Raw genomic sequence first — 18,045 nt, 5'->3', positions numbered from 1 at the left:
GTCCGACTCAGCCGATGTACGCGGGTGACACCGCCGCCGTGCTGATCCGCCTGGGTTTTCCCGTCCCGTCGGCCGGGATCTCGTAGAGGTCCGCCCCGTAGTCGCCCGCCATGGCGTAGACGAGGGTGTCGTCGTCGCGCCACACCGCCTGGTCGTCCACGCTCCGCGTCTCCGCGAGCGGGGTCTCGTGCATCGTGCGCAGGTCGAGGACGTACAGGCGCCAGGGGGCGTCGGCGGGGAGGCCCGGGACGCGCTTCTTGAAGGCGATGCGGGTGCCGTCGGGGGAGAGGGACGGGCACTCGACGTTCGTCCGCAGCGTCGTGACCGTACGCGTGCGCAGGTCGCCGCGCACCAGGTAGGTCTTCCCCTTCGTCGCCAGCGTCGCGTAGAACGTGCGGTCGTCCGCCGCGAAGGTCACGCCCCAGAAGTTCACGTCCGCCGCCTGGTAGCGGTGGCCGTCCTTGACGATCCGGAACTCCTCCAGGGACGGGATCAGCTTGCCCGTACGGGTGTCCACGATCGCCGCCCGGGTGGAGAAGTTCGTGCCGGCGTAGGAGTCGCCGCCGACGAACGCCGTCCAGGCGGCGAAGTGGCCGGTGGGGGAGACACGGGCGCGGGAGGGGATGCCGGGGACGTCGTAGCGGGCCTTCTCCTTCAGGCGGGCGTCCAGGATCAGCGCGCGGTAGGTGTCCGAGACCGCGCCGTGCACGGCCTGGAGGCACACCCCGGTGCCGGCGGCGGCGTAGAAACGCAGGCACTTGACGCCCGAGGCGGTGCGGGGGCCGGACGGGTCGGCGGCGGGGACCGTCGTCAGTTCGTCGCGGTGCGGGCCCCAGGCCATGTTGCGGAAGACCATGCGGCCGGGGGTCGTGAGGGTGACCGTCCCCGATGTCACGCGAGGGCCGCCCGCCTGCGTCTGGTTGCGGCGCTCCGCCCGCGCCGAGGCGTGCAGGACGGAGCCCACCGCGACCGCCGCCAGGACGGCGACGGCCGAGACGAGGACCAGGATGCGGTTGCGTACGGTCATGAGGTGCCCTCCCGGGCGGGACTCAGGGCCAGGGAGCAGCAGCCCGCGCACACCGCCAGCGCCACCGTCGACGCCAGCAGCGCCGTACGGTCGCCCCACAGCGTCCAGGCCGCCCCGAACCCCAGTGAGCAGGCGAAACGGGCGAGTGCCTGGCCCGTCTGCACCAGGGCCAGACCGGACGAGCGCAGGGCCTCCGGCACGCTGTCCGACGCCTCCGCCATCAGCACTCCGTCGGTGGCCGCGTAGAAGCCGCCGTGCAGGAGGAGGACGGCGTACGGCAGGGCCGTGCCGTGCCAGGAGGAGAGGAGGATGCCGTACGCCAGGAGCAGCGCGCCGTGTCCGGCGAGGAACACCCGGCGGGCGCCCACCCGGTCCGCCAGCCGTCCCAGCGGCACCGCCAGCAGCAGGAACGCCGCCGCCGTGCCCAGCGGGAGCAGCGCGAACCAGCGGTCGGGGACGTCGAGGCGCCGTTGCAGCAGCAGGAAGACGAAGGAGTCGCTGACCGTCGCCAGGCCCAGCAGCAACGCGCAGATCGTGATGCGGCGCAGGTCGCGGTGGCGGAGGAGGCCGAGGGCGGCGCGCAGGGTGGGGCGTACCGCCTTCTCGATCGCCGGTGCCGAGGACGAACCCGGCACGAACAGCACCAGCACCAGTACCCCGACCACGGCCACGCAGAAACTCACCGTGAACACGGCGTCGTAGCCGTCCACCGTCGTCCGCAGGATCAGGAACGCCACCAGCGGGCCGAGCAGCGCGCCCGCGGTGTCCATCGCGCGGTGCACTCCGAAGGCACGCCCGCGCGTGTCCGGTGTGGACGACAGGGAGATCAGCGCGTCGCGCGGGGCCGTGCGCAGGCCCTTGCCGGTGCGGTCGGCGGCCAGGATCAGGCCGATGGGGGTGAGCGAGTGCGCGAGCAGCAGCAGCGGCTTGCAGGCCGCCGAGATGCCGTAGCCCAGCCCCGCCACCCACTTGTGGCGGCCCCCGCCCCGGTCCGCGAGATGGCCGCCCACGAGGCGTACGAGCGCCGAGAAGCCGTTGTAGATCCCGTCCAGGAACCCGAAGCCCAGCGGGGACAGGCCGAGGCCCGCCACCAGGTACAGGGGGAGGACGGCCGTCACCATCTCCGACGACACGTCGGTGATCAGGCTGACCGTGCCGAGCGCGAGGACCGTGGGGGCGACCGCGACGCGGCGCCGCCCGGCGGGGGGCCGGACGGCGCCGTCCGCGGACGCCGGCGCATCAGGTGTGCTTGCGCGGCTGTCCGCTACGTACATGTCAGGAGGCCCAGATCCCCGTGATGTCGGTCGCGGAGGCCGCGTTGCCCGCGTGGGTGGAAAGGCCCTGCGAGTCCTCGAGGGTGCGCAGCAGGTTGTAGTGGTTGTACGTGGTGGAGCTGCTCGACCCCGCCGTCACCGGCTGCCCGTACAGGACCGTCGGGATGCGGTTGCCGGACAGCCGGTTGTCCTCGTCGAAGGTGACGACGAGGAGGCTGTTGTGGGTCTGGGCCCAGGTGGCGTACGCGCTCAGGTTGTTCTTCAGCCAGGTGTCACCGGTCGACACCGAGCAGTCGTGCATGTCGCTGCACAGGTTGGGGACGACGAAGGAGACGTCCGGCAGGGTGGTGTAGTCGGTCGGGAACTGGGCGAAGGTCTTCGCCGTCGACGTGGGGACGTTGCTGAAGCCGAACCACGGGTTGTGCTTGCGGGCGTAGTTGCCGCTGCTGCACGTGGTCGAGCCCTGGCTGGGCAGCGTCTCGTTGTAGCTGGCCCAGGTGCGGCCCGCGGCGATCAGCTCGGAGGCCAGGTTCGCGGCCGAGGAGAAGCCGGGCGTGTAGCAGCTGTCGTCCGTGATGCCCTGGGTGGAGCCGGAGAACAGGGCGAAGTAGTTCGGCTGGCTCGGGTGGGTCTCGGCGTAGGACTGGCTGAGGTTGGCGCCGCCGGTCTTGAGCGAGTTGATGTAGGGGGCGCTGGAGGAGTCGATGACCTGGCTGTAGGCGTGGTTCTCGAAGACGACGACCACCACGTGGTCCGGGGTCGGGACCCCGGCCGCGGCCTGCGCGGTCGAGGAACCGCCCAGTCCGGTCCACAGGCCGACCGCGGCGGCCGCGAGGGCCAGCCCGGACGCCACGGCTGTACGACTGCGGCGGTACACGGAACTGCCGGACACATCTACCTCCGGTTGGGGAAGGGCAGGGCGGCGGTGCGGACAGAGCATGCGCACGCCAAGATTCCTGCGACCCACACCATCCGACCCGGGGGATGAAGATCGGATGAACTACTGCCGCTCGGATGAACTGCTACTGCCGCGCTGCCGGCTCGGGCGGCATGGGGTCCTTGTCCGAGCGTCATGCCGGGGCCGTTGTCCCCGTGTCATCCGAATCGCCAGCGCGTCTGGCTGAACGACTCCCCCTTGCCGAAACCGAAAGCGGTGCGGGGCGTCACGGCGAAGACGAACGCGGGCCCGTGCTTGGCCTGGAACGCGCCGTCCTCGCGTACGTCGAAGTGCCACACGGGGCCGTACTTCTCCTCCCACGCCCTGGCGAGTTCCCGCAGCCGCGCGTCGTCGGTGACGCGCACCGCCTCGCCCTCGACCACGATGTCGTGGCCCTCGGCCCAGGCGTTGCTGCCCGTGGTGAGAACGACATGCGGATTCGTGGCGAGGTTGAGCGCCTTGCGCTCCTGCGCGCCGGTGGCGAAATGCAGCGCGCCCTCCTGCCAGACGCCGATGAGCGGCGTCACGTGCGGCCGCCCGTCCGGGCGCACGGTCGACAGCCAGTAGACCTCGGCTGCCGCCAGCTGCCCGGCGGCCCGCGGCCAGGGCGTCGGGATCGCGTCAGGGCTGCTGTAACGCGGGTCGAGACTGGTCTGCGGTTCCTGGTCCGTCATGAGCCGACCTCCCGAGACATGATCTTCCCCCACCAGGACCGACCTCGCACGGCGGCGTAACTCATCGGCACCGGCCCCGGCGCTTCGGCCGGGGACTCCGGTTAGGCTCGGGCGCGTACGACCTTGATCCGATGGCTTGATCCGACGGGAGGCCGGGGATGACGGCGCCGGGGCGCAGGAGCAGTACCTTCACGAGGCTGCTGCGGCACGGCTTCACCGACCCCTCGGCCGCCGAGCGGCTCCTGGACAGCACGGAACTCGCCCCCGTCCGCGACGACCCGGTGCTGCTGGAGGCGCTGGGCGCGACCGCCGACCCGGACCTGGCGCTGCACGGCCTCGTCCGGCTGCTGGAGGCGCAGCCAGGCCCCGCCACGGCCCGCCGCGAGCTGCTGGACACGCTGATAGCGGCCAAGCCGCTGCGCGACCGTCTGCTCGGCGTGCTCGGCGCCTCCGCCGCCCTCGCCGACCATCTCATCCGGCACCCGCGGGACTGGGAGGCGCTCGTCACCTACGAACCGCGCGACCTCCATCCCGGGGTGGAGGAGTTCGAACGGGGCCTGGCGGAGGCCGACGACCCCGTCTCCCTGCGCGTCGCCTACCGCCGCTGCCTGCTGTCCATCGCCGCCCGTGACGTGTGTGGCACCACCGACCTCGCCGAGACCGCCGCCGAGCTCGCCGACCTGGCCACCGCGACCCTGCGCGCCGCCCTCCGTATCGCCCGCGCCGCCGCGCCCGACGACGCCGCCCTGTGCCGGCTCGCCGTGATCGCGATGGGCAAGTGCGGCGGCCACGAGCTGAACTACGTCTCCGACGTCGACGTCATCTTCGTCGGCGAGGCCGCCGGCGACGCCGTCGACGGGGCCGACGAGGGCAAGGCCATCAGGTCCGCGACGAAGCTCGCCTCGCACATGATGCGGATCTGCTCCGAAACCACCGTCGAGGGCTCCATCTGGCCCGTCGACGCCAATCTGCGCCCCGAGGGCAGAAACGGTCCGCTGGTGCGCACCCTCGCCAGCCACCTCGCCTACTACCAGCGCTGGGCCAAGACCTGGGAGTTCCAGGCGCTGCTCAAGGCCCGCCCGGTCGCCGGGGACATCGAGCTCGGCGAGGAGTACGTCGCCGCCCTCGAACCCCTCGTCTGGAAGGCCGCCGAGCGCGAGAACTTCGTCGCCGACGTGCAGAAGATGCGCCGCCGGGTCGTCGAGAACATCCCCGTGGCCGAGGTCGACCGCGAACTGAAGCTCGGCCCGGGCGGCCTCAGGGACGTCGAGTTCGCCGTGCAACTGCTCCAGCTGGTGCACGGGCGGGCGGACATCTCGCTCCGCAGTGGCACCACCCTCGACGCCCTCCACGCCCTGGCCGCCGGCGGCTACGTCGGCCGCGCCGACGCCGTCCAGCTCGACGACGCCTACCGCTTCCTGCGCTCCATGGAGCACCGCATCCAGCTCTACCGGCTGCGCCGCACCCACCTCGTTCCCGAGGACGAGACCGACCTGCGCCGCATCGGCCGCTCCCTCGGTCTGCGCGCCGACCCGGTCGCCGAGTTGACCCGCGAATGGAAGCGGCACACCAGCGTCGTACGCCGCCTGCACGAGAAGCTCTTCTACCGCCCGCTGCTCGACGCGGTCGCTCAGCTCGCTCCCGGCGAGGCCCGGTTGAGCGCCGAGGCGGCCCGTGAACGCCTGGTCGCCCTCGGCTACGCCGACCCGGCCGCCGCCCTGCGCCACCTGGAGGCCCTCGCCTCCGGCGTCACCCGCAAGGCCGCCATCCAACGTACCCTGCTGCCCGTCCTGCTGGGCTGGTTCGCGGACTCCGCCGACCCGGACGCGGGCCTGCTCAACTTCCGCAAGGTGTCCGACGCGCTGGGCAAGACGCCCTGGTACCTGCGGCTGTTGCGGGACGAGGGCGCCGCCGCCGAGAACCTCGCGCGCGTACTCTCGGCGGGCCGTCTCGCCCCCGACCTCCTCATGCGCGCACCCGAGGCCGTGGCCCTGCTCGGCGACGGCGACGGCGGCGGACTGGACCCCCGCCCCCGCGCGCACCTGGAACAGGAGACCCTCGCCGCCGTCGGCCGCGCCGAGAACGCCGTACAGGGGGTCACGGCCGCCCGCGGTGTCCGCCGCCGCGAACTGTTCCGTACGTGCGCCGCGGACATCGTCGGCTCCTACGGCACCGAGACCCAGCCGGCCGAGGCCGACCAGGGCGCGCTGGTGGACCGGGTCGGCGGCGCGGTGTCGGACCTGACGGCGGCGACGTTGGCGGGCACGCTGCGTGCGGTCGTCCGCGACGGCTGGGGCGACACCCTCCCCACCCACTTCGCGGTCATCGGCATGGGCCGCTTCGGCGGCCACGAACTGGGCTACGGCTCCGACGCCGACGTCCTGTTCGTGCACGAGCCGCGCGAGGGCGTCGGCGAGCGGGAGGCCGCGGACGCGGCCAACAAGGTTGTCTCCGAGATGCGCCGGCTGCTCCAGATCCCCAGCGCCGACCCGCCCCTCCTCATCGACGCCGACCTGCGCCCGGAGGGCAAGTCCGGCCCGCTGGTCCGCACGTTGAAGTCCTACGAGGCCTACTACCGCCGCTGGTCCCTGGTCTGGGAGTCGCAGGCGCTGCTGCGTGCCGAACCGGTCGCCGGGGACGAGGAGCTGGGCCGCCGCTTCATCGACCTCGTCGACCCGCTGCGCTACCCGGCGGAGGGGCTCGGCGACGAGGCGGTGCGCGAGATCCGCCGCCTGAAGGCCCGCATGGAGTCCGAGCGGCTCCCGCGCGGCGCCGACCCCAAGCTGCACACCAAGCTCGGCCCCGGCGGCCTGTCCGACGTCGAGTGGACCGTGCAGCTGCTCCAACTGCGGCACGGCTGGGCGGAGCCGGGCCTGCGCACCACCCGCACCCGCGAGGCACTGGCCGCCGCCCGCGCCGCCGACCTGCTCTCCGGCGAGGACGCCGCGACCCTCGACGAGGCATGGGTCCTGGCGACCCGCGTCCGCAACGCGGTGATGCTGGTACGCGGCCGGGCCGGTGACACCTTCCCCTCCGCCCCCCGCGAACTGGCCGCCGTGGGCCGGTACCTGGGCTACAGCCCCGGCCATGTGGGCGACATGCTCGACGCGTACCGGCGTACGACGCGCAGGGCGCGGGCGGTGGTCGAGGAGCTGTTCTACGGGGCCGCGGGCGAACGGTAGCCGGGGCGACGGCCCCGGGCATGGAGCCCCTCGGTCCTCCGACACCACCGGCAGCAGACAGCCGACCGTGGCCGCGCCGGTCGGGCCCTCGTCGGTGATCAGGCGGTGGTTGAGGCAGAAGGTGACGCCGGTGGCGAGCACCCCGAGGGCGGTGACGGCCGGCAGGCCGGTGAGGTCGGCGCGCAGCGGTCCGGCGACCGGAAGGGCGAGGGCGCTCCAGCCGGTGGCGGCGAGGAGCCGCGCGACCGGCATCGCGAGCGGCGCCCGGCGGTCGGTGAGCCGCCGCGCCATGGAGGCGAACGCGACGGCGTAACGCGCGGCGGCCGCGAGCAGCGCGAGGGCGTGTGCTTCAGGGCTGAAGGCGGGGTGCAGGGGACGCCGTCCCCGCCGGGGGCAGGGGCATAGCCTCGCGGTGAGGGAACTCCTCAGCCGACCGAGTCGGGTGGGTAGGCAGGGCCCGTAGGCCCGGCAGCGCCTCCGGCGGAGCCCCAGGGGCTCTCAGCCGGCCGAGCCGGGAAGGTGGGCGGGCAGCAACCGCTCGGCCCGCGGAGCGTACGACAGGGGCCCGTACCAGACCCGCGTCACCGCGAAACCGAACGACAGGCACAGCGCACCCCCCACCGCGTCCAGCCAGAAGTGGTTGGCCGTGGCGACGATGACCACGAGGGTCGCCGCCGGGTAGAGCAGCCCCAGCACCCGCACCCACGGCACACGCGCCAGCGCGAAGATCGTCAGCCCGCACCACAAGGACCAGCCGATGTGCATCGACGGCATCGCGGCGTACAGGTTCGACATGTGCTTCAGGTCGCCGGACGCCATCGAACCCCACGTGTGGTGCACCATGACCGTGTCGACGAAGTTCCCGCCGTTCATCAATCGCGGAGGCGCCAGCGGAAACAGGTAGTAGCCGACCAACGCCACACTCGTCGTCGCGAACAGCGCAAGACGCGTCGCGGCGTACCGGCCGGGATGCCAGCGGTACAGCCACACCAGCACACTCAGCGTCACCACGAAGTGCAGCGTCGCGTAGTAGTAGTTCATGCCGACGATCAGCCAAGTCACCGAGTTCACGGCATGGTTGACCGACTCCTCGACGCCGATGCCCAGCCGGTGCTCGGCCCGCCAGATCCAGTCGGCGTTGCGCAGCGCCTCGCCCCGCTGTTCCGGAACGGCGTTGCGGATCAGTGAGTACGTCCAGTAGCTCACCCCGATCAGCAGTATCTCGAACCACAACCGGGGCCGGCGCGGGGTGCGCAGTCGGCGCAACGGGCCCGGCCTCGGCTGGTCCGCGACGGGGTGCGGAACGGCCGCCTGCTCGCGGCCTTCCTGCGTCGTCACGGTCGAGTCACCCATAGGCACAGAGTCTGCCAGAAAAGCGTTCCGCCACCGATCATCCCCTGGTCGGGTACGGGCCGCATGTCCTACTGCCAGAAGACACCCGCCCGCTCCTACCAGCGCACGGCGAAACCCCCCGGATACTCCGCCCTACGGACGATTTCGGTCCCCAGGGGCCGAAGCGGTCGAACCCCGCACCACCAGCTCCGGCATGAACACGAACTCACTGTGCGGCGCGGGCGTCCCGCCGATCTCCTCCAGCAACGTACGCACCGCCGCCTGCCCCATCGCCGGAACCGGCTTGCGGACCGTCGTCAGCGGCGGGTCGGTGAAGGCGATCAGGGGCGAGTCGTCGAAGCCGACGACCGAGATGTCCTTCGGCACCTCCAGGCCTCGCTGCCGGGCCGCCCGTATCGCGCCGAGCGCCATCATGTCGCTCGCGCACACCACGGCCGTGCAGCCCCGGTCCATGAGGGCGGAGGCGGCCGCCTGACCGCCCTCCAGGGTGTACAACGAGTGCTGGACCAGCCGCTCCTCGATGTCGGCGGGGCTCAGGCCCAGCTGCTCCTGCATCGCGCGGACGAAGCCCTCGATCTTGCGCTGGACCGGCACGAACCGCTTGGGACCCAGGGCGAGTCCTATGCTGGTGTGCCCCAGCGAGACGAGATGCGTGACGGCGAGCGCCATCGCCGCCCGGTCGTCGGGCGATATGAACGGCGCCTGCACCTTCGGCGAGAAGCCGTCGACGAGGACGAACGGGACGCCCTGCGCGCGCAGCTGCTCGTAGCGCTGCATGTCCGCGGACGTGTCCGCGTGCAGCCCGGAGACGAAGATGATGCCCGCGACACCGCGGTCCACCAGCATTTCCGTCAGCTCGTCCTCGGTGGAGCCGCCCGGGGTCTGGGTGGCGAGCACCGGGGTGTAGCCCTGCCGGGTCAGCGCCTGACCGATGACCTGCGCCAGGGCCGGGAATATCGGATTCTCCAGCTCCGGGGTGATCAGGCCCACCAGACCCTCGCTGCGTTGCCGCAGCCGCACCGGGCGCTCGTAGCCCAGCACGTCGAGTGCGGCCAGCACGGACTGGCGGGTGGTAGCGGCGACGCCTGGTTTCCCGTTCAGGACGCGGCTGACAGTCGCTTCGCTGACCCCCGCCTGAGCTGCGATGTCGGCAAGCCGTGTGGTCACAGGATTGGACTGTACCGGTCGCATGTCAGGCTGCCCACCAGACCGTCGAATCTGCGGGCAGTGCGGTCGTTTCGGCGCCCGCCTCGACGTCCGCGCTGGCCAGCAGAACGGTGCCCGGCGTCGGCACCTCCAACGGGGACGCCGTGAGATTCACCGTGCAGACGAAGGAGCCGTCCTCGGTGTCGCGGCGGAACGCCAGCACACCCTCCGGGGCCGGCACCCAGGTGACCTGGCGGCCCGCGCCCAGCGCCGGGTGATCGCGGCGCACGGCCAGCGCGCTGCGGTAGAACTCCAGCGTCGAGGTGGGGTCGCCCTCCTGCGCCTCGACCGTGAGGCTCTTCCACGCCGCCGGCTGCGGCAGCCAGCTCGGCCCGCCCTCGACGGGACCGAAGCCGAACGGCGGCAGCTCGCCCGACCACGGCAGCGGCACCCGGCAGCCGTCACGGGTACCGTCCTGGCCCGCGCTGCGGAAGAACGCCGGGTCCTGGCGGACCTCGTCGGGCAGGTCGACGACCTCGGGCAGGCCGAGCTCCTCGCCCTGGTAGAGGTACGCCGAGCCGGGCAGCGCCAGCATCAGCAGGGTCGCCGCCTTGGCCCGGCGCAGACCACGCGCCTCGTCCCCTTCCGCGAGACGCGTGGAGTGCCGGACCACGTCATGGTTGGAGAGCACCCAGGTGGCGGGCGCGTGCACGGCGTTCATGGCGCTGAGCGAGCGGTCGATGACATCACGCAGATCGGCCGCGTTCCAACCCGTGGTCAGATAGGAGAAGTTGAAGGCCTGGTGCAGCTCGTCCGGGCGCAGATACAGGGCGCTGCGCTCCACGGTCGGCGTCCACGCCTCCGCGACGGCGATGCGCTCACCCGCGTACTCCTCCAGGACGCGCCGCCAGCTGCGGTAGATCTCGTGCACGCCGTCCTGGTCGAAGTACGGCACGGCCTCGGTGCCCAGCAGCTTGACCTGCTCGTCGTGCCCGATGTCGGGCAGACCCGGCGCCTTGACCAGGCCGTGGGCGACGTCGATGCGGAAGCCGTCGATGCCCAGGTCCAGCCAGAACCGCAGGACGGAGCGGAACTCGTCGTGCACCGCCGGGTGGTCCCAGTTGAAGTCGGGCTGCTCGGGCGCGAACAGGTGGAGGTACCACTCGCCGTCCTCGACCCGGGTCCACGCCGGGCCGCCGAAGATGGACTCCCAGTCGTTGGGCGGCAGTTCGCCGTCGGCGCCCTTGCCCACCCGGAAGTGGAAGCGCTCCCGCAGCGGCGAGCCCGGCCCCTCGCGCAGCGCCTGCTTGAACCACTCGTGCTGGTCGGAGCAGTGGTTGGGCACCAGGTCGACGATGACCCGAAGGCCCAGCCGGTGCGCGTCGCGGACCAGGTCGTCGGCGTCCGTCAGCGTGCCGAACATCGGGTCCACGGCACGGTAGTCGGCGACGTCATAGCCGGCGTCCGCCTGCGGGGAGGCGTAGAACGGGGAGAGCCACACCGCGTCGACGCCGAGCTCCTTGAGGTACGGCAGCCGGGCCCGGACGCCGGGCAGGTCGCCCATGCCGTCGCCGTTGCCGTCGGCGAAACTGCGCGGATAGACCTGGTAGATGACCGCGTCGCGCCACCACTCCCGGCGCCCGGAGGCGGCGGAGGAGGCGTCGGTGGGGAGTGCGTCGGTGACGTTCTGGGTCATGGATTCCCTTAGGGGTGCGGGGGGAACGACGGAGGCGCTTGCGTGGCTTGCGAAGTGAGGGAGAGCCGTCAGGACTTCGTGCCGCCGGCTGTCAGCCCGGAGACCAGGCTGCGCTGCACCAGCATGAAGACGATGGCCGCGGGGATGGTGATGATGATCGCCGTGGCCGAGGTCCAGGCCCAGTCGGGCCGCTGGTCCTGCGCGAAGGTGCGGATACCGACCGCGAGCGTGTAGTGGTCGGACTGCATGAACTGCGTGGCGTACGCGACCTCGCCCCAGGCGGTGAGGAAGCTGTAGAACGCGGTCACCGCGAGACCCGGCTTCGCCAGCGGCACGATCAGCCGCCAGAACGTGCCGAACGGGGTGAGGCCGTCCACCCGGCCCGCCTCGTCGATCTCCTTGGGGATGGTGTCGAAGTACCCCTTCATCATCCAGGCGCAGAACGGCACCGCCGTCGTCGCGTACGCCAGGATCAGCCCGAGGTAGTTGTCCAGCAGATTCAGCTCGGACATAAGGAGGTACAGCGGCACGATCAGCACGATACTGGGGAACATCTGGGTGACCAGGAACGTCCACATCAGCTGCTTGCCGCCCGGGAACTTCATCCGCGACACCGCGTAGCCGGCGGTCGAGGCGAGGAAGACACCGAGCACCGTGGTGCCGCCTGCGACGATGACGGTGTTCAGGAACCACTTCGGCAGATCCGAATGGGACAGTACGTCGCTGTAGTTGTGGAGGCTGAGGTTGCTGAGCACCTTGCCCGGATCCTGCCAGGCGTCCTTGGGCCCGAGCGAGATGAAGAGGATCCACACCACCGGGAAGGCCGCGATCACCGTGGCCAGGATCAGGGTGCCGTGCAGGACGATCGACGAGCCGAGGCTGCGTTCCTCACGGCCGCGCACCTTGCGGGGGGCGGTGGCGGTGGACCGGGAGGCGGCGGGAGCGGCGGCGGAGGTCTCGTGGGTTGCTGCGGTCATGGCGAGGGCTCCTTACGCCTGCTCGGACTTCAGGGTGCTGCGGCGGTAGAAGGTCGAGAAGGCCATCAGGAGGGCGAGAATGATGATTCCGTACGTCGCCGCGCCCGCGTAGTCCGAGACGCCGGTGAAGGCCTTGCGGAAGGCGAAGGTGACAAGGATGTCGGCGTCGCCGCTCGTGTTGTTGCCCAGCAGCAGGTAGATGATGTTGAACATGTTGAACGTCCAGATGCAGCCGAGCAGGACCACCGTGTTCGTCACGGGACGCAGGCCGGGCAGGGTGACGTTCACGAAGCGCTGCCAGGGCGAGGCGCCGTCCATCTCGGCGGCCTCGTAGAGCTCCTTGGGGATGGACTGGAGTCCGCCGAGGAGCGCGACCATGTTGAAGGGGATGCCGACCCAGACGTTCACCATGATGACGGCGACCTTCTGGGCGAGCGGGGTGCCGAGCCAGTCCTGCGCGGGCAGGCCGAACGCGGTGATGATCTCGTTGAAGACGCCGTACTGGGAGTTGAGCATCAGCCGCCAGGCGAAGACGCCGATGAACGACGGGACCGCCCACGGCAGGATCAGCATCGCCCGGTAGAAGCCGCGCAGGCGCATCTTGCGGTTGAGCAGCACCGCGAGGGCCATACCGAGGCCGACCATCAGCGACACGCCGCCCACGGTCCAGATGACCGTCCAGAGCAGGCGCGGGTAGAAGTCGCTGTCGGCGCCGGACAGGACGTGCCAGTAGTTGTCGAGGCCGACGAACTTGTAGGTGGCCGGGCGGTGGAAGGCGCCGATGGTGGTCGCGACGTTCGCTTCGTTGGCGTCGGTCAGCGACTGGTAGATGCCGTATCCGAGGGGATAGAGGACGAGGACGGCCAGGACGATGGCGACCGGGGCCACCATGGCCCAGGCGTACCAGTACTTGTCCCAGGACCGTCGGAGCGCCGAAACGCGTGGGGGGCGCGAGGCCTTGTTGCCTCGCGCTGTCTTGCCGGTCTTCTCGGTGCTCGCTGCGGTCGTCATCCTCATCGGCTCTTTCGCGGCGGAAGTCTGGTGGAAGCCCGGCGGTTCCTGGTGGAACCGCCGGGTCCGGGTGGTTCCGCAGCCCCGGGGAGCCCCGGTCGGGGCGGCAGCGGGGAAAGTCCTTCCCCGGGGCTGCGTGTCCTTGGTTACCGAGGCCCTGTCGTGCGACGACAGGACCCGGCGGCTACGGGCGGGAGATCAGCCGATGGAGTAGCCGGGCAGGAGCTTCTGGAACTCCTTGGCGGTGTCGTCCAGGCCGGCCTTGACCGACGAGTCGCCCTGCAGGATCTTCACGTAGTTCTGGGCGAGCGGCGTGAAGAGCGAGCCGACCTGCGGGAGCGCGACGCGCGGGCGGGCGGTCTGCTCCAGGATCGGCTTGAAGCCGGCGATCTTGGCGTTCGCGGTGACCTCGGACGTGTACGCCGACTTGCGGGTCGGCAGCGTGCCGGTCTTCTCCGCGATGGTGACCTGGCTCTCGGTGGACGTCATGAACTCGGTGAAGAGGTAGCTGGCGTCCAGGTTCTTCGAGCCCTGGTAGACCGCGAGGTTGTGGCCGCCGGTCGGGGCCTGGGCCTTGCCGCCCTCACCGGCCGGGACGGGCGCGTAGCCGAGGTTGTCCTCGTTGCCCTTGAACGCCTTGCCGGTCACGTCGTCGCTGACCGACCAGGGGCCCTGGATCAGCATGGCGACCTTGCCGTCCTTGAAGGCCGTCTGCATGTTCTGGTAGGCGTTCGCGAAGTCGACCTTCATCGACGCCTCGTCGTTGATCTTCTTCGCCGTGGTCAGCGCGGTGACGGCGGCGTCGTCGCTGATGGTGATCTTCTTCGACGAGGTGTCGGCCATGTCCGCGCCGTTGCTGTAGAGCAGCGGGAGCAGGAAGTAGGAGTCGGGGTTGAGGTAGGTGCCGTAGGCCCCGGTCTTCGCCTTGATGGTCTTCGAGTCGGCGATGAACTCGTCCCACGTGGCGGGCGGCTCCGCGATGCCGGCCTTCTTGAGCAGCTCCTTGTTGTAGAGCAGACCCAGGGTGTCGGTGACCGACGGGACGCCGTACGTCTTGCCGTTGTACTTGGCGGTGTTCATCGGGCCCGAGTTGAAGTCCGAGGCGTTCTTCAGCGCGGTGGTGCCGTCGAGCGGGGCGATGTAACCGAGGGAGGCGTACTCGGCCATCAGGCCCACGTCGGTGCGGACGACGTCCGGGGCGCCCTTGCCGCTCTTCGCGGCGGACTTGAACTTCTGCTCGACATCGGTGAACGGGATGGCCTCGTAGTTCACCTTGATCTTCGGGTACTTGGCCTCGAACTCCTTGATCAGGGCCTTGTACGTCGGAGCTTCGGTCGCCGCGTCCGAGGTGTCCCAGTACGTGATCGAACCGGAGATGTCCTTGGCGTCCTTCGGCTTGCTCGACGAGGTGTCGTCGGAACCACCGCAGGCGGTCGCGGACAGCGCGATGACGGTCACCGCGGCGGCGATCGATATGCCACGTCGCATATGAACTCCTAGAAGAAGAGGTGCCCGGATCTTCCCTTGGGAGGACCGCGGGTGCCGTCTGTCCCTTCGACGGCCGCCGGGCGCGGGAGGAAACTAACAGCGCTGCAAGCCCTTGCGAAAGACGTTGCAAGGAAATTTCTGCAAGAAGCCACAAGCGTGACGTTCCCGTTACCGGCGGATGTCGAGTGGGCTGCGGCGATACGTGCGCAGCGCGACGCCCACCACGCGTTCCAGCGGGACGTAACCGATCTCCCGGGAGTCGACACTCTCTTGCAGGTTGTCCCCCAGGACCACCACCGACCCGGGCGGTACGGCCCCGCTGCCGAGGCAGGCCCGGGCGGCGGCCGGGACGGGATCGCCGGGCAGGGCCGCCAGGCGCTTGATCACGAAGTGCCCCGGCCGCTCGGGTCACGTCCACGTCGTCCGGTCGGCGCCCGGGTTCGGCTCCTGGAGCACGACGATCTGGCCGGAGCGCAGACGGGAGGTCCGCAGACGGGAGGTCCGCAGGCGGCGGCCGATCAGGACGTCACCTGCGCCTGGCGTGGGCCGCATGCTCACTCCCTTCGCGGTGATCACGACCATGCGGCGGCGGATCCACCCGAGCGCGAGCGCGAGCACCAGCACGAGCGAGAGCCCGCTCAGGGCGCAGAGCACCGCGATCACCGCGCGTACCCCGCCGCCTGCCGCCGGAACAGCCCCGCGTACCGTCCGCCCGCCGCGATCAGCTCGGCATGCCCGCCCGACTCGGCGACCGCCCCGTCCCGCAGCACCACGATCAGGTCCGCCTCGCGCGCCGTGCCGAGCCGGTGGGAGATCGGCAGGCTCGTCCGGCCCCGGCGGTGGCGCCGCAGCGCCTCGTGGACCTCATGCTCGGCCTCGGGTCCAGTCCCGAGGTCGGCTCGTCCAGGATCGGCAGATCGGGATCCTCGCGCAGCGGCGCGCGGGCCGGCGCCACCCGCTGCCACTGACCGCCGGACAGCTCGACGCCGTCCTCCTCGCCGTCGCCGAAGGGGCCCACACCCGCCACCCCTCCCGCACCACCGCGAACCGAACACGCACCCCGCATCCGATCGACCTGACGACCGACCATCACACAAAGACATGCCCCGGCGACACCGCCCCATTCACGCAGGAAGCCGCAGCCGAACCAGCAACAGTCGAAGACCCTGTGACGGGTGAACTCGCCGCGTCAAGACACCTGTTGGAAGTTCTTTCTGCATCTTGCTGAAACACGACAGCGGGGGTACGTTCCCGCACACATCCGGGTTCGTTGATCACGCAATCGTCTCCGGACGGACGACCGCCGGTCTTCGTACGCCGGCGCACTGCCCCATCCCCCCACCCGCACGATGAAGTGCAGGAGTACACATGGCCAGGAAGACTCTTGCCGCCTCGGTCGCCCTCGCGGCCGGCATGGCGCTCTCGCTCACCCTCCCCACGGGCATCGCCGAGGCGTCCCCGCCCGGCACCAAGGACGTCACCGCCGTCCTCTTCGAGTGGAACTTCGCCTCGGTCGCGAAGGAGTGCACCAACACCCTCGGCCCCGCGGGCTACGGCTACGTCCAGGTCTCCCCGCCCGCCGAGCACATACAGGGCTCGCAGTGGTGGACGTCGTACCAGCCCGTCAGCTACAAGATCGCGGGCCGCCTCGGCGACCGTACGGCGTTCCAGAACATGGTGAACACCTGCCACGCGGCAGGCGTGAAGGTCGTCGTCGACACGGTCATCAACCACATGTCGGCAGGCAGCGGCACCGGCACCGGCGGCTCGACGTACACCAAGTACGACTACCCCGGCCTCTACTCCTCCTACGACTTCGACGACTGCACCTCACAGGTCTCCAACTACTCCGACCGCTGGAACGTCCAGCACTGCGAACTGGTGGGCCTCGCCGACCTCGACACGGGCGAGGACTACGTCCGCGGCGCGATAGCCGGCTACATGAACGACCTGCTCACCCTCGGCGTCGACGGCTTCCGCATCGACGCGGCCAAGCACATCGACACGGCCGACCTCGCCAACATCAAGTCCCGGCTGAGCAACACGTCCGTGTACTGGAAGCAGGAGGTCATCTACGGCAGCGGAGAGGCCGTCCAGCCCACCGAGTACACGGGCAACGGCGACGTCCAGGAGTTCCGCTACGCCTACGACCTCAAGCGGGTCTTCAACAGCGAGAACCTCGCCTATCTGAAGAACTACGGCGAGGGCTGGGGTTATATGAGCAGCTCTGTCGCGGGCGTCTTCGTCGACAACCACGACACCGAGCGCAATGGGTCGACGCTGAACTACAAGGACGGCGCGAACTACACCCTCGCCAACGTCTTCATGCTCGCCTACCCCTACGGCGCCCCCGACATCAACTCCGGCTACGAGTGGTCCGACGCGGACGCCGGCCCACCCAACGGCGGCTCGGTGACCGCCTGCTGGCAGGACGGCTGGAAGTGCCAGCACGCCTGGCCGGAGATCAAGTCCATGGTCGCCTTCCGCAACGCCACCCGCGGCGAGTCGATGACGAACTGGTGGGACAACGGCGCAGACGCGATCGCCTTCGGCCGGGGCAGCAAGGGGTACGTGGCGATCAACCACGAGACGAGCTCCCTGAGCCGCACCTACCAGACGTCGCTGGCGGCGGGCACGTACTGCAATGTGCAGAACAACACGACGGTGACGGTGAACTCCAGTGGGCAGTTCACCGCCACCTTGAGTTCGAACACGGCGCTGGCGATCTACGCCGGCAAGTCGAGCTGCTGAACTCTTTCCGGTAAGCCGCCCGACGCTCATTGGCAGTGTGTCGGGCGGCCTTCTCGGGGTGAAGGGGATCCTTCGTGACGAACTTTTGACGATTCTCGTCGCCGTCAAAGGCCACGATTCCCGCTGCTACCGGAAGGGAGCAGGCGGGCTTCACGCAACCGCCTCCGGTCTTCGCCGGGACTCGACGCCGTAGAGCGTCTGCGCGTGCTGTTGTTGACCGAGCCACCCGTCCGGCGGGCTCGGGCCGGGGCGCAGCGTCACGCCGCGCTGCTTGTAGACGTACTGGCGCTGTTCCAGCGCCAGATTCCACAGAGGCCGAGCCGAATGATCCCACCCGGTCAGGACTTCCTCCTGCTCGCGGGTGGGGCCTGCTGCTCATGTGCGGCTCCGAAAGATGGGGTTCGGGAAGGAGGTTCTGGGTTCAACAAGGGGTGAACGTGGGGGAGTTGAGAAGGGCACGTCAAGGGAGCGAGTGAAAGTTCTTGCTGTGAGTTGCAAGCCTCTTGCTGTAAAGCTTTCGTTGGCGATA

The 18,045-nt window shown here is 70.2% G+C and carries 16 protein-coding genes and 1 pseudogene; 3 read left to right on the top strand and 14 right to left on the bottom strand.

What is annotated here, in order from left to right; genetic code table 11:
• Nucleotides 1–7: 7 nt before the first annotated feature.
• The 4 genes from ABT114_RS16100 to ABT114_RS16085 all read right to left on the bottom strand — a co-directional run bounded on the left by ABT114_RS16100 (nt 8) and on the right by ABT114_RS16085 (nt 3,912).
• Nucleotides 8–1,027 carry a TolB family protein gene (locus ABT114_RS16100; protein WP_351142869.1) on the bottom strand — a complete coding sequence of 340 codons (1,020 nt, stop codon included), beginning with the start codon at nt 1,025–1,027 and terminating at the stop codon, nt 8–10.
• Nucleotides 1,024–2,301 (bottom strand): MFS transporter, encoded by a 1,278-nt coding sequence (locus ABT114_RS16095; RefSeq protein WP_351142867.1) that lies wholly within the window; start codon nt 2,299–2,301, stop codon nt 1,024–1,026. The genes ABT114_RS16100 and ABT114_RS16095 overlap by 4 nt, the downstream gene beginning before the upstream one ends.
• Nucleotide 2,302: 1 nt before the next feature.
• Nucleotides 2,303–3,193, bottom strand: coding sequence for an alkaline phosphatase family protein (locus ABT114_RS16090; protein WP_351142865.1), 891 nt, complete (start codon nt 3,191–3,193; stop codon nt 2,303–2,305).
• A 203-nt stretch (nt 3,194–3,396) separates the two neighbouring features.
• A complete protein-coding gene (locus ABT114_RS16085) occupies nt 3,397–3,912 on the bottom strand; it encodes a pyridoxamine 5'-phosphate oxidase family protein (RefSeq protein WP_351142863.1) in 516 nt (171 codons plus the stop codon).
• 158 nt (nt 3,913–4,070) lie between these two features.
• Here ABT114_RS16085 and ABT114_RS16080 point away from each other — a divergent pair, with 158 nt between their 5' ends.
• Both ABT114_RS16080 and ABT114_RS16075 read left to right on the top strand, forming a co-directional pair.
• Nucleotides 4,071–7,094 carry a bifunctional [glutamine synthetase] adenylyltransferase/[glutamine synthetase]-adenylyl-L-tyrosine phosphorylase gene (locus tag ABT114_RS16080; protein WP_351142861.1) on the top strand — a complete coding sequence of 1,008 codons (3,024 nt, stop codon included), beginning with the start codon at nt 4,071–4,073 and terminating at the stop codon, nt 7,092–7,094.
• A 105-nt stretch (nt 7,095–7,199) separates the two neighbouring features.
• Entirely contained in the window at nt 7,200–7,499 is a 300-nt protein-coding gene (locus ABT114_RS16075) for a hypothetical protein (protein WP_351142859.1), read from the top strand.
• A gap of 93 nt (nt 7,500–7,592) precedes the next feature.
• Here ABT114_RS16075 and ABT114_RS16070 read toward each other — a convergent pair whose 3' ends face one another.
• The 9 genes from ABT114_RS16070 to ABT114_RS16030 all read right to left on the bottom strand — a co-directional run bounded on the left by ABT114_RS16070 (nt 7,593) and on the right by ABT114_RS16030 (nt 15,730).
• Complete coding sequence (locus ABT114_RS16070; RefSeq protein WP_351142857.1) at nt 7,593–8,447, bottom strand: phosphatase PAP2 family protein; 855 nt, start codon at nt 8,445–8,447, stop codon at nt 7,593–7,595.
• Nucleotides 8,448–8,579: 132 nt separating this feature from the next.
• Complete coding sequence (locus tag ABT114_RS16065) at nt 8,580–9,614, bottom strand: LacI family DNA-binding transcriptional regulator (protein WP_351142855.1); 1,035 nt, start codon at nt 9,612–9,614, stop codon at nt 8,580–8,582.
• A gap of 25 nt (nt 9,615–9,639) precedes the next feature.
• Complete coding sequence (locus ABT114_RS16060) at nt 9,640–11,289, bottom strand: glycoside hydrolase family 13 protein (RefSeq protein ID WP_351142853.1); 1,650 nt, start codon at nt 11,287–11,289, stop codon at nt 9,640–9,642.
• 68 nt (nt 11,290–11,357) lie between these two features.
• On the bottom strand, nt 11,358–12,266 hold the full coding sequence (locus ABT114_RS16055) for a sugar ABC transporter permease (protein WP_351142851.1): 909 nt from the start codon (nt 12,264–12,266) through the stop codon (nt 11,358–11,360).
• A gap of 12 nt (nt 12,267–12,278) precedes the next feature.
• Entirely contained in the window at nt 12,279–13,277 is a 999-nt protein-coding gene (locus tag ABT114_RS16050) for a carbohydrate ABC transporter permease (protein WP_351142849.1), read from the bottom strand.
• 198 nt (nt 13,278–13,475) lie between these two features.
• Complete coding sequence (locus tag ABT114_RS16045) at nt 13,476–14,765, bottom strand: extracellular solute-binding protein (RefSeq protein ID WP_351142847.1); 1,290 nt, start codon at nt 14,763–14,765, stop codon at nt 13,476–13,478.
• A 168-nt stretch (nt 14,766–14,933) separates the two neighbouring features.
• Entirely contained in the window at nt 14,934–15,152 is a 219-nt protein-coding gene (locus ABT114_RS16040) for a S26 family signal peptidase (RefSeq protein ID WP_351142845.1), read from the bottom strand.
• A gap of 21 nt (nt 15,153–15,173) precedes the next feature.
• A complete protein-coding gene (locus ABT114_RS16035) occupies nt 15,174–15,428 on the bottom strand; it encodes a hypothetical protein (RefSeq protein WP_351142843.1) in 255 nt (84 codons plus the stop codon).
• On the bottom strand, nt 15,425–15,730 hold the full coding sequence (locus ABT114_RS16030) for a hypothetical protein (protein ID WP_351142841.1): 306 nt from the start codon (nt 15,728–15,730) through the stop codon (nt 15,425–15,427). The genes ABT114_RS16035 and ABT114_RS16030 overlap by 4 nt, the downstream gene beginning before the upstream one ends.
• A 403-nt stretch (nt 15,731–16,133) precedes the next feature.
• On the opposite strand from ABT114_RS16030, the gene ABT114_RS16025 reads away from it, so the two are divergent.
• The gene (locus ABT114_RS16025; RefSeq protein WP_351142839.1) at nt 16,134–17,516 is read left to right on the top strand and encodes an alpha-amylase; all 1,383 of its coding nucleotides are present in this window, start codon (nt 16,134–16,136) and stop codon (nt 17,514–17,516) included.
• Nucleotides 17,517–17,666: 150 nt separating this feature from the next.
• Here the strand turns inward: ABT114_RS16025 and ABT114_RS16020 are convergent.
• Nucleotides 17,667–17,870: pseudogene (locus tag ABT114_RS16020) on the bottom strand (hypothetical protein); the annotation flags it as partial.
• Nucleotides 17,871–18,045: the final 175 nt, after the last annotated feature.

The organism is Streptomyces sp. NPDC002088, assembly GCF_040296605.1.
GTDB lineage: Bacteria > Actinomycetota > Actinomycetes > Streptomycetales > Streptomycetaceae > Streptomyces.
The sequence above is the reverse complement of the archived record's forward strand: the minus strand, read 5'-3'. Positions and strand labels throughout refer to the sequence as shown.